Here is a 12087-nt window from a genome sequence, read left to right as displayed (position 1 = left end):
TTTACAAAGTTTAGTATATTTTTACCTTCATATTGTTCCATATCTTAATGTTTTAAAGCATTAAAATACGGATTTTAAATTAATAACTCAATTAATTTATTTAAAAGCACTAGATTGGAAGAATAAACATGGTGAACTGGCTTACTGTATTGGTTATCAATTTGAAGGTAAAGGTATTACAACAAAAGCAATAACAGCATTAACTAATTATGTGTTTTCAAAATTCGATTTAAAAACTCTTAAGATTATAGTTCATAAAACAAATTTACAGAGTATACGAGTTGCTGAAAACTGTCATTTTACTTGGATTAAAACATTAGAAAATGAGCATGCACCACCAGGAGAAAAACCTCTCGACATGGAATTATATGAGCTTTATAAAACCATTGAACATTAAAAATGAAAACTAAATTCTACCAATACATACAGGATTTACAAGAAAGTATAACCTCAAAGCTGGAAGTAGTTGATGGTAAAGCAAAATTCATAGAGGATATCTGGGAGAGAAAAGAAGGTGGTGGTGGACGAACCCGTGTGATTGAAAATGGAGAGGTGTTTGAAAAAGGCGGGGTTAACATTTCGGCCGTACATGGTAAATTGCCTAAATCTATGCAGGACTATTTTAAAGTGGGTGATGTCGATTTTTTTGCATGCGGGCTAAGTTTGGTTATTCACCCTAAAAGCCCCATGGTACCTACAGTGCATGCGAACTGGCGTTATTTTGAGATGTATGATGAAGTTGGAAATATTGTTGATCAATGGTTTGGTGGCGGACAGGATTTAACACCTTATTATTTATTTGAAGCTGATGCCAAACATTTTCACAAAGTGTGTAAAATGGCTTGTGATAGGCATAATCCAGATTTTTATTCTAATTACAAAGCACGTTGTGATGAGTACTTTTACAACAATCACCGCAATGAAGCCCGTGGCATTGGGGGGTTGTTTTTTGATTATTGCAAAAAAACAGAAACCATGACTATGCATGATTGGTATAATTTTGTAACCGAAGTCGGCAATAGCTTTTTGGAGGCATATATCCCTATTATTGAAAAACGAAAAGATTTACCCTATACGCAAGTCAATAGGGATTGGCAGGAAATTCGTAGAGGGCGTTACGTAGAATTCAATTTGGTCCATGATAAAGGGACCTTGTTCGGATTAAAAACTAACGGACGCATAGAAAGCATTTTAATGAGCTTACCACCACATGTGCAGTGGGTTTATAACCATCACCCAGAAGCTGGTAGTGAAGAGGAAAAACTAATTAACGTTTTAAAAACACCTTTAGACTGGGTGTAAACTTTTAATTTTGTACTTATAACTTTAACTTAATAGGATGTATCCACTTAGAAGAAATCGCAGATTAAGAACCAACCATGCCATTCGTTCTTTAGTTCGAGAAACAATTATTACTCCAAACGACTTTTTAGTACCATTATTTGTTGTCGAGGGTAAAGGTGTAAAAGACGAAATTCCATCGATGCCTAATTATTTTCGTTATAGTCTAGATTTGCTTGAAAACGAAGTAAAAGAACTATGGAAATTAGGTTTAAAATCGGTATTACTATTCGTAAAAGTTCCTGACAATTTAAAAGACAATGCTGGTAAAGAAGCCTTAAATCCAAACGGATTGATGCAACGCGCCATTAAAACAGTAAAAAACGCTTGCCCTGATATGTTGGTGATGACTGATGTAGCGCTAGATCCATATTCAGCTTACGGTCATGATGGCATTATTGAAAACGGACAAATACTAAATGATGAAACTACTGAAGTGTTAGCAGAAATGAGCATATCGCATGCGAAAGCTGGAGCCAATTTTGTCGCCCCAAGTGATATGATGGATGGACGTATTTTAACCATCCGCGAAGCATTAGATGACGAAGGCTTTATCAATACTGGTATTATGAGCTATTCTGCCAAATATGCTTCAGCTTTTTATGGGCCATTTCGTGATGCATTGGACTCTGCACCTGTAGATTTAGTTGAGATTCCAAAGGATAAAAAAACATACCAGATGGATCCTGCCAATCGGTTTGAGGCCATTCGGGAAACTGAAATGGACATTGACGAAGGCGCCGATATTGTTATGGTAAAACCCGGGCTGTGTTATTTGGATATAGTTAGAGAAATTAAAAACGAAGTGGATGTGCCAGTGGCTGTTTATCAGGTGTCAGGCGAGTATGCTATGCTTAAAGCTGCAGCAGAAAAAGGTTGGTTAGATCACGATGCCGTTATGATAGAGCAGGTTACCGCCATTAAACGTGCTGGTGCAGATATTATTGCTTCTTATTTTGCAAAAGATATTGTTAAATTTTTAAAAGGATAATTCTTTTAAGAAACTAAAGGTTATTTCAATCCATCCCATTCATCGTAAAACTGCTCTAAAAAATGTAGCATAAAAGCATGCCGTTTTTTTGCAATTTGTTTAGCAGTTTTGGTATTCATTTTGTCTTTAAGTAGTAACAACTTTTCATAAAAATGGTTAATTGTAGGAGCTGCAGAGGTTTTATATTCAGTTTTACTCATATTAAGAATAGGCTTAATCTCTGGGTTAAAAAGTGGTCTGTTTTTAAACCCACCATAATTGAAGGCACGAGCAATACCAATAGCACCAATGGCATCAAGCCTGTCTGCATCTTGAACCACTTTTAATTCTTCGGAAATGAACAAGGTGTCATTGCCTAAAGATTTATTAAATGAGATGTTTTCTATGATCTTAACCACATGTTCTATAGTTTTCGAATCTACATTCAATTGAAATAAAAATTCTCGTGCCATTTTAGGACCGATGGTATCATTACCATTATGGAATTTACTATCGGCAATATCATGTAATAAGGCGGCCAATTCTACAACCAAAATATCTACTGTTTCTGTTTTTGAAATGAGCAAGGCATTATGGTATACTCGTAACGTATGAAACCAATCGTGTCCGCCTTCGGCATTGGCAAGAGTTTGTTTTACAAAGGTTTTAGTTTTGTTAATAAGGGTTTTATGTTGTTCTTTATTCCTACTCAATATGGATATGGTCTTTAATAATGGTTTCTATTTGGCAGATTAAATCTGATTTGTTTCCAAAATCCGAAATCTTTAATGGTTTGTGAACTGTATGTTTAATATGGGTTCCCAACCCCAGAGGAAACCAGCCATAGCGTTGCATTTTCCAGGAGTTATTAATTGAAATGGGCACAACCAAAGCCGATGGGACTTTTTTAAACAACATTTCCAGTCCTTTCATTTGAAAGGGTTTGGGAACACCATTTTTACTACGGGTGCCTTCGGGAAAAATCACGGCAGCACGTTTAGTTGTTTCAATATATTCCGCAAATTTCATGATGGCGGGAAGGGATTGTCTTGGATTTTTCCTATCGATCAACACCGACCCTCCGTTACGCAAATTGTAGGATACACTGGGGATACCTTTGCCTAATTCCTGTTTACTTATAAATTTAGTGTGGTGCTTTCGCATATACCACATAATTGGTGATATATCGTATAAACTTTGGTGGTTGGCCACAATAATAAGAGGTTGCCCTGTGCTAATCTTATGAGGATTGTTAAACGTTAACCGTGTGCCTAATACATGAGTGCATTTTAAGAGGCAAAACTGTAAAATATCGACACTGATTTTGTGGGCTTTGTAACCAAAAATGTTAAAACAAAACCATTGAATAGGATGAAAAATAACAAGGGTCGACCCAAATAATAGATAATATATACTAGTTAAGGGATATGATAAAAGTTTTAACATGCCCCAAAAGTAAACTAAATATTAGTACACAGCAACACAGGTGTTATTTTCACAAGTGACACTAGAAGGCTGTTGTGCTAGAGCACAATCTGAAACAACACTCCATCTTTGATTATAGGTTTGTTCCTTAGCATTGTAATCTTGTACCATAGCTTCTAGAGCACTCACATCAATTGATGTTGAATAAATAAGGTAAGACCAAGGTCCGCCACAAGGTTTACTGCCAAAGGCAATGAATTTACATTCTGAGGTCTCATTGCAAACTGATGCGTTTGCCAAAGCTTCAATTTCAGATTTAAAATCTTGTAATCGGGCAAGTTCCTCTCCTTGGGTTAACGGAACATCATCATCGCATTGAAAAGCAGTAAAACTGAAACAAAGAAGAAGTAAAATAGCAGCAAAAAAAGAATTTTTCATCTGTTTATATTTTATTGTTTTTAAATGGTCAGATGTAATTCGCCAATAATCATTTTGGTTGGTATCAACTTCTTGTTATGGCTCATTTCATAGCAAATTTTTATCTAATAGATGTTCATATAGGGAAAAGGTTGCGTAAGTATATAAAAAAGCCACATTGTCATTCGACTACGCTCATGAACCAATGTGGTTTAACTTTTTCAATTGAGTATCCCCCTTTATCCTTTGGAGAGAGAGATAGGGAGAGAGGCTTCTAACAATGTTCGTTATAAGCATCCATTAAATTTTCAGCAATCAATTCTGCAGGACGTCCTTCAATATGATGACGCTCCAACATGTGCACCAACTCACCATCTTTAAACAAGGCCATACTAGGCGAACTAGGTGGAAACGGAATCATATATTCTCGTGCTTTTTCCACGGCTTCCCTATCAACACCGGCAAAAACGGTAACAATATGGTCTGGACGTTTGGTATTTTGTAAGCTCATTCTAGCACCAGGACGAGCATTAGCGGCAGCACAACCACATACCGAGTTTACCACTACTAAAGTAGTTCCTTCTTTGGCTAAGGCCGTATCTACTTGATCGGCGGTTTGTAATTCTTCAAAACCAACACGGGTTAAATCCTCACGCATAGGTTTTACTAATTCTGCTGGGTACATATATTTAATTTTTAATAAAAAACGTTTTAGGTGTGCAAAGATACCAATTGTGTAACAAAAACAGGAGGTAATCTACTAACTAATATTATATTTGACGATAAATAAAATTGATAATTAAATGAGTTTTTCAAAATGGATAGGGGCCGCTTTGGGGTGGTCATTTGGAGGCCCTATAGGTGCTATTATTGGATTGGCTGTAGGCGGTATGGTAGACTCTCTGGGGGAGGAAATGGGTTTTGAGCAACAGCCAAAACGCATTTACAGAGAGAAACCTGTTACACAATCAGGTGATTTTGAAGTGAGCTTACTCATTTTATCTTCTATAATTATTAAAGCCGATGGCAAGCAGGATCAACGTGAATTGGATTTTGTGCGTCAGCAGTTTGTAAGCATGTATGGGAAAGAACGGGCGAACCATGCGTTTCGATTGTTTAAGGAAATTAATAGACAACAAAATGTTTCTACACGACAGGTATGTATGCAAATTCGAAAGATGATGCAACATCCGTCACGTTTGCAGTTAGTACACTTTTTATTTGGGATTGCGAAAGCCGATGGGGTAGTTACCCACGACGAAGAGCAACAAATTCACCTGATGGCTGGGTATTTAGGAATTAGTAATGCTGATTATGAAAGTATTAAGGCCATGTTCTTTAACAGTAGTGATAATGCTTATAAGATTTTGGAAATCGATAAAACCGCTACTAACGACGATATTAAAAAGGCCTATCGTAAAATGGCCAAAAAATATCATCCCGATAAGGTCATCCATCTTGGAGAAGAACACCGTAGTGGTGCCGAAGAAAAATTTAGGCAAGTCCAAGCCGCCTACGAGCAGTTGCTGAAGGAGCGGGGGTTTTGATTTTTGTCATTCCTGCGAGGGCAGGAATCTATTTTTAGAAATAAGACCAGCCTTATATTATGTTAAAAGCGTTATCAGGCATAAATTTTGTTACTTAGTAGGGAGACCTTTTTACATTTTGACCATTAAGTAATAAACCCGTTTTATGAACGATACAAAAATATTGGAACTCTTTAAGTAAGGTCGGCGAGAAAAAGCCTTTAGAAAACTTTATGGTATTTATCCCAAAATAGAAACCCTTATCCTACCTAAAGGAGGCAGTAAACAAGATGCTTCCGATGTATTTCAGGAAGTCTTGATTATACTCAACTGAAATCTAGAAAAATCAGATTTTAAGTTAACGGCTTCATTTTACACCTACCAGTATTTGGTTTCTTGAATTATTTTAGTAATTATCTGCTCTTATAAATTTTAGTTTCTTCGCCTTTGTCAAAAATCATAACGATTTCATGTTTGGCATTAAGGTAAACAGATTTTAATTCCCAACCTTCAGCTTTTGAGGCTTCTACTAAACATTTACGTACATCTGGATTAAACAGATTTAAGTTGGTGTTTAGGGTCATGTCGTCTGCTTTTGCATTAAAGGATAATAAAAGCAAAATAACTGCGAATAATGATTGTAATGTTTTCATGATAATTTGGGGTTTTCTAAAATTATTACACTACAAGATTATGGCATAACGATTTAAGTCCTAAAAAAAATAGTTGATTTTCAGTATTTTACCGTTCAATCAACGACTGTTCTACGAAGTGTAATTTTTAAAGGACGAAAAACACTGTAAATTAAGGAGTTGTATCTGGCGAGACCTATTTTATTCTTCAAAAGTCACCATAGCCTGTTGATCATTTACTGTTAACTTAACTGTTCTTCCTAAAATTAGTGCTCTGTTATCTTTTTCATGTCCGGCGGGCATGTTAAAAGCTATGGGGAAGTTATAATTGGACAAAGCATCTAAAATAAGTTGTTGTATGGAAGTACCCCAAAGCGTAGTGTTTCTTCGAAGCTTGGTCATATCACCTACGATTAGTCCATTGCAATTATCAAAATATCCTGCACGCTTTAAACTTTGTAGCATGCGGTCGATATGGTATTTATATTCCCCTAGTTCTTCAATAAACAGAATTTTCCCTGATGTATCAATACTGGTTTTAGAACCTAACATAGTATGTAACAAGGTTAGGTTGCCACCAACTAATTGTCCAGAACTAGAGCCTGATTTATTGTATTCCGAACCTTCTAAGATATAGCTTAATGGTTTGCCAAAAACAGCCTCCCTAAAGGTTGAAATAGATTGTTCAATTTCGGCTAAATCATCTTGTAAACTGGTACACATCAAAGCGTGAATGCTTTCTATGCCTTCATTATGGATTTGGTTGTGCAGTACTGTAATATCGGAATATCCAATAACCCATTTTGGGGTTTCTTTAAATTTTGTCCAGTTGAGTTTATCTAAAATCCTTACAGTACCATAACCGCCACGAGCACACCAAATGGCTTTGGTTTTTGGATCATCCATGGCTTTTTGTAGATCATCACAACGTTCATCATCAGTACCTGCAAAGTGATTGGCTTGGTTAAACACATGTTTTCCTACAACCACATTCAACCCCCAGCTTTTAAGCAAATGTTTAGATTTTTCAATTTCTTTAGTTCGGTTTTTTAAAATCCCAGAAGGAGCTACAATAGCAACTGTATCTCCTATTTTAAGGTATGGTGGTCGTTTCAAGGTTGTTGTTTTATTTAGCAGTTCTTGTGCAGCAACAGATTCTTTTTTGAATAAAAAGAACGTGCAACACAGCAGGATTGTTAATGAGATTTTAGACATATTGTAAATGTACATTTTTTTTCTAAATGGCTCTTAAAATGTGTACTTTTACGGCTTGTAAATTTAGTATTGATGAGTCAACCAAAACGATATACCATTACCACCGCATTGCCTTATACCAATGGCCCCATTCATATAGGACATTTGGCAGGAGTATATGTACCTGCAGATATTTATGCACGCTATTTGCGTTTAACAGGCCATGATGTTGCTTTTATTGGAGGTAGTGATGAACATGGTGTCCCTATTACCATTAAGGCCAAGAACGAAGGCGTATCACCACAGGACATTGTCGATAAATATCATGGTATTATTAAAAAATCGTTTGAAGATTTTGGTATTACATACGACAATTATTCCCGTACATCAGCACCGATTCATCATAAAACAGCATCAGATTTTTTTAAGACATTATATGATAAAGGTGAGTTTATCGAGGAAACTACCGAACAGTTATACGATGAACAGGCCAATCAGTTTTTGGCAGATCGATTTGTTATTGGGACCTGTCCAAAATGTGGAAACGAAGAAAGTTATGGCGACCAATGTGAGAACTGTGGTACCAGCCATAATGCTACCGATTTAATTAATCCGAAATCGACATTAACAGGTAATACACCAACTTTAAAACAGACCAAACACTGGTTTTTACCTTTAGATAAGCATGAAGATTTTTTAAAAGAGTGGATTATAGATGGCCATAAAAAAGATTGGAAACCCAATGTGTACGGACAAGTAAAATCTTGGATTGATGACGGTTTGCGCCCACGTGCTGTGACACGCGACCTTGATTGGGGCATTCCAGTCCCCGTAAAAGGAGGTGAGGGTAAGGTTTTGTATGTGTGGTTCGATGCACCAATAGGCTATATCTCGTCAACCATAGAATGGGCAGAACGAGAAGGTAAGGATTGGAAACCGTATTGGAAAGACAAAAACACCAAACTAGTACATTTTATAGGAAAGGATAATATTGTGTTTCACTGCATTATTTTTCCGGCGATGTTAAAAGCTGAAGGTAGTTACATATTACCAGATAATGTTCCAGCCAATGAATTTTTAAACTTAGAAGGCAATAAGTTATCAACCTCTAAAAATTGGGCGGTTTGGTTACCAGAATATTTGGAAGAATTTCCTGGACAACAAGATGTATTACGTTATGCCTTAAATGCAAATGCACCAGAAACTAAGGATAACGATTTTACTTGGAGGGATTTTCAAGCAAGGAACAATAACGAATTGGTAGCTATATTTGGAAACTTTATAAACCGTGTTGTAGTATTAACAAATAAATATTACAAAGGTGTGGTACCGGACCCTTCTAAGTTTACACCAATAGATGAAGAAACCTTGGCAGCACTGCGAGCTTACCCAGATGTTATTGCAAGCTCCATTGAACGTTACCGTTTTAGGGAAGCAGGACAGGAATTGATGAATCTAGCCCGTTTGGGGAATAAATATTTAGCCGACGAAGAGCCATGGAAAAAGATTAAAGAAGATGAAGCGCGTACCAGGACAATCATGTATGTCGCACTTCAAATCGCTTCGGCTTTAGCGGCCCTTAGTGAACCTTTTTTACCATTTACTTCGGAAAAATTAAAAGCAATATTAAGAATGCATCATAATGAGGAGCAAAGCGACGTAGTTATCTCATCAAGTAAAGAGATTGCTTCAACTCATAAAAATGAGTTTCGCAATGACGGTTTAACTTGGAACGATATTTCAACCAAAGAAGTACTATTGTCTGCAGGACATCAAATAGGCAAAGCAGAATTATTGTTCTCTAAAATTGAAGACGAAACCATCCAAAAGCAGCTCGATAAATTGGAAGCCAGTAAAAAAGTTAATGAGGCAGTTAATAAAAGGGTAGAACCTCAAAAAGATACCATTACTTTTGAGGACTTTACCAAGTTGGATATTCGAGTAGGGACGATTTTGGAAGCCGAAAAAATGCCGAAAACTAAAAAGTTACTCAAACTTAAAGTCGATACAGGTATTGATGTGCGTACCATAGTGTCTGGAATAGCAGAAAGCTTTACTGCCGAGGAAGTTGTTGGGAAAAGAGTAACTGTTTTAGTAAATCTTGCTCCAAGAGCCATGCGTGGTGTGGAAAGTCAAGGGATGATTTTAATGACCGAAACCCCAGAAGGGAAACTAATTTTTGTTAATCCTGATGATACTACTGCATCTAATGGATTGAAAATAAGCTGATTTTCAATTAATTATTTTACCTTTAAAAGTAAAATAATATTGATGAAGGTTTTATTATTTCTATTATTACCTATCGCAGCATGCTCTCAAAACTATGCTGATTTAGTCAAGCTAAGCTATGCTTATTCTTTCGATTCTAAGTTTGAAAATTCTTCAGAAAGTACTACTGTAAATACGTTGGAAGCAGGATTAATATTTCCAAAAGTGATTAATCAAAAATACACATTCCTTAGTGGTTTAAATTTTGATTTCAACAATTTAATGCTTTATTCTGATACTGATAGAACGAATCTTTACAGTACGACCTTAAGGGTAGGAATTGTTAGCAATTTTTCTGAAAAATGGAATTGTACCATAGTTTTGTTGCCAAAAGTAGCTTCAGATTATTCCTCTATAACCTCTGATGACTTTTACATTGGAGGATTTGCAATTCTTAAAAAGAAAAAAAGCAAAAATCTATTTTACCGATATGGACTTTATACTTCCAGTGAAGCATTTGGGATGACTTTTACGCCCATATTGGGATTTTATTTTGTTTCGCCTAATGACAAATTTGAAGCAGATATATCCTTGCCAGTGGCAGCCAATTTAAATTATAATTATGGCAAGGTTTCTTTAGGTTTTGACTACTTTGGGATTGAAAGAAGTTACAATTTGGAACCTGAAAACAGTTTAAATACATATGTAGAACAAAATCGCTGGGAGTTTGCTGGTTATCTTCAATTCAATAAATTATATAAAAATGTTTTACTTAGACTTAAACTGGGATATGCACACAACGAACATAAAGTCTTTGAAAATGGAGATAAAGTTAATTTTAAATTTATAGCTTTTGCCTTTGGAGATGATAGGACACGATTGAATCCAAAAATGAATGGCACTTTATTTGCAAAAGTTGAATTTATTTACCGAATTTATTTTGATTAAGTCTTCTGTAGCTTTAGTATAATAGTTTGTATTAAAGTTTTTAATACTTCAATTAATTGATTATGAATATTTTAAAATATTTATAACTTTTTTAACATCTATAGAATTTCTCGTCTTCGTAAATATGTATGATTAACCATTGTAGAATACCAATAAGATTATTCTTGATATTAAAATCAACTTTATGAAAAAATTATTGATACTCATAATTTCTGTGGGATTGTTTTCTTGCGGAACATCAAGAACGGTACGTGAATCTAAAAAAGTAATAAAAGGTGATTGGGTGCTAAATACTATAAATTATAGTCTTTTAGGAACTTATAATGTTACCTTGTTAAATGATGTTTCAAAAGATTGTTTTGAGGGTAGTTCGTGGAGCTTTGTGCCTAATAACAATACAGGTACTTATAATATTGTTAATGCTGGCTGCTCAACAGGAATACGCTATTTCAATTTTACAATTCAAGAAATGGATGAGAAAACAGGACTTTATAATTTCTTGTTGAAGCCAACAAATGAAAAGGGTAAGTCTGAAACCAATCAAGGCTTCAGATTAAAATTGACCAGTTTGTCCGATACGAACATGCAATGGCAACAAACGATTTATGTAGACGGCAAGCCATTTATGATTAACATGAATTTCAATAAACAATAAGACTTAAAATATGGGAACAATTATAAAAAAGATAGGAATATTAGTTTTAGCAGGTGTTTTAACCATCAGTTTTACCAACTGTAAAGCGGTTCAAAATGCAAATAACAAACAAAAGGGAGCCGTAATTGGTGCTGCAGGTGGCGCTGTATTGGGAGCCATAATAGGTAACAATGTAGGTAAAGGCGGTAATGGTGAGTTAGGAGCCGTAATAGGCGGTGTAGTTGGTGGTACTGCTGGTGTACTGATTGGCGCTAAAATGGATAAACAGGCCCAAAAGATTGAAGAAGAAATACCTGGAGCTCAAGTAGAACGTGTCGATGATGGTATTGTTGTGACTTTCGATGAAGGCAGTGGGGTGTATTTCGACACCAATAAATATAACATTAATAGCACCTCACAAACCACATTGAATAAATTAACAGGCGTGTTTAAGGAATTTCCGGATACCAATATATTGGTTGTAGGGCATACAGATAGTACCGGGGATGCCGATTATAATATGACACTTTCTAAGAATAGAGCCTATGCTGTAACCAATTATTTTACGAATAACGGTGTGAACTCATCACGTTTAACGACCAGTTGGTTTGGAGAAACACAACCTATGCACGATAACTCAACCGTTGAAGGAAGAGCAAAGAACAGACGTGTTAACGTAGCGATTTTACCAAATGAAAAAATGATTGAAGACGCTAAAAAACAAGCAGGCGAGTAGATTGTTTGATTGATGATGAAAGAAAGGTTATCTGTTTTTGGATAGCCTTTTTTGTT

14 protein-coding genes are annotated in these 12087 nt (G+C 35.7%); 8 read left to right on the top strand and 6 right to left on the bottom strand.

Annotated elements, in window-relative coordinates; translation table 11 throughout:
• Positions 1-82 precede the first annotated feature (82 nt).
• The 3 genes from K7G79_RS12615 to hemB are packed head-to-tail and all read left to right on the top strand — an operon-like array spanning position 83 to position 2332.
• On the top strand, positions 83-397 hold the full coding sequence (locus K7G79_RS12615; protein ID WP_370634225.1) for a GNAT family N-acetyltransferase: 315 nt from the start codon (positions 83-85) through the stop codon (positions 395-397).
• Positions 398-399: 2 nt separating this feature from the next.
• The gene (gene hemF / locus K7G79_RS12610) at positions 400-1302 is read left to right on the top strand and encodes an oxygen-dependent coproporphyrinogen oxidase (protein ID WP_223551952.1); all 903 of its coding nucleotides are present in this window, start codon (positions 400-402) and stop codon (positions 1300-1302) included.
• Positions 1303-1339: 37 nt separating this feature from the next.
• Positions 1340-2332: a porphobilinogen synthase gene (gene hemB / locus K7G79_RS12605; protein WP_223551951.1), complete on the top strand. Its 993-nt coding sequence runs from the start codon at positions 1340-1342 to the stop codon at positions 2330-2332.
• Between the two features lie 20 nt (positions 2333-2352).
• On the opposite strand, the gene K7G79_RS12600 is transcribed toward hemB, so the two are convergent.
• The 4 genes from K7G79_RS12600 to K7G79_RS12585 form a co-directional block, all read right to left on the bottom strand.
• The gene (locus K7G79_RS12600) at positions 2353-3024 is read right to left on the bottom strand and encodes an HD domain-containing protein (RefSeq protein WP_223551950.1); all 672 of its coding nucleotides are present in this window, start codon (positions 3022-3024) and stop codon (positions 2353-2355) included.
• On the bottom strand, positions 3017-3757 hold the full coding sequence (locus tag K7G79_RS12595; protein WP_223551949.1) for a 1-acyl-sn-glycerol-3-phosphate acyltransferase: 741 nt from the start codon (positions 3755-3757) through the stop codon (positions 3017-3019). The genes K7G79_RS12600 and K7G79_RS12595 overlap by 8 nt, the downstream gene beginning before the upstream one ends.
• Positions 3758-3778: 21 nt before the next feature.
• Entirely contained in the window at positions 3779-4174 is a 396-nt protein-coding gene (locus tag K7G79_RS12590; protein WP_223551948.1) for a hypothetical protein, read from the bottom strand.
• A 253-nt stretch (positions 4175-4427) separates the two neighbouring features.
• The gene (locus tag K7G79_RS12585) at positions 4428-4838 is read right to left on the bottom strand and encodes a BrxA/BrxB family bacilliredoxin (RefSeq protein ID WP_223551947.1); all 411 of its coding nucleotides are present in this window, start codon (positions 4836-4838) and stop codon (positions 4428-4430) included.
• A 118-nt stretch (positions 4839-4956) separates the two neighbouring features.
• On the opposite strand from K7G79_RS12585, the gene K7G79_RS12580 reads away from it, so the two are divergent.
• Positions 4957-5700: a TerB family tellurite resistance protein gene (locus K7G79_RS12580; RefSeq protein ID WP_223551946.1), complete on the top strand. Its 744-nt coding sequence runs from the start codon at positions 4957-4959 to the stop codon at positions 5698-5700.
• Between the two features lie 392 nt (positions 5701-6092).
• Here K7G79_RS12580 and K7G79_RS12575 read toward each other — a convergent pair whose 3' ends face one another.
• Both K7G79_RS12575 and K7G79_RS12570 read right to left on the bottom strand, forming a co-directional pair.
• Positions 6093-6332 (bottom strand): hypothetical protein, encoded by a 240-nt coding sequence (locus K7G79_RS12575; RefSeq protein ID WP_223551945.1) that lies wholly within the window; start codon positions 6330-6332, stop codon positions 6093-6095.
• Between the two features lie 180 nt (positions 6333-6512).
• Entirely contained in the window at positions 6513-7541 is a 1029-nt protein-coding gene (locus K7G79_RS12570) for an LD-carboxypeptidase (RefSeq protein WP_223551944.1), read from the bottom strand.
• 57 nt (positions 7542-7598) lie between these two features.
• Here K7G79_RS12570 and metG point away from each other — a divergent pair, with 57 nt between their 5' ends.
• The 4 genes from metG to K7G79_RS12550 all read left to right on the top strand — a co-directional run bounded on the left by metG (position 7599) and on the right by K7G79_RS12550 (position 12031).
• On the top strand, positions 7599-9734 hold the full coding sequence (gene metG / locus K7G79_RS12565) for a methionine--tRNA ligase (protein ID WP_223551943.1): 2136 nt from the start codon (positions 7599-7601) through the stop codon (positions 9732-9734).
• Positions 9735-9776: 42 nt separating this feature from the next.
• Positions 9777-10661 (top strand): DUF6268 family outer membrane beta-barrel protein, encoded by an 885-nt coding sequence (locus K7G79_RS12560; RefSeq protein WP_223551941.1) that lies wholly within the window; start codon positions 9777-9779, stop codon positions 10659-10661.
• A gap of 184 nt (positions 10662-10845) precedes the next feature.
• Positions 10846-11316, top strand: a complete 471-nt coding sequence (locus K7G79_RS12555) for a lipocalin family protein (protein WP_223551940.1) — start codon at positions 10846-10848, stop codon at positions 11314-11316.
• A gap of 10 nt (positions 11317-11326) precedes the next feature.
• Positions 11327-12031 (top strand): OmpA family protein, encoded by a 705-nt coding sequence (locus K7G79_RS12550; RefSeq protein ID WP_223551939.1) that lies wholly within the window; start codon positions 11327-11329, stop codon positions 12029-12031.
• Positions 12032-12087 lie beyond the last annotated feature (56 nt).

It is taken from the genome of Aestuariivivens sp. NBU2969, assembly GCF_019931125.1.
GTDB lineage: Bacteria > Bacteroidota > Bacteroidia > Flavobacteriales > Flavobacteriaceae > Aestuariivivens > Aestuariivivens marinum.
The sequence above is the reverse complement of the archived record's forward strand: the minus strand, read 5'-3'. Positions and strand labels throughout refer to the sequence as shown.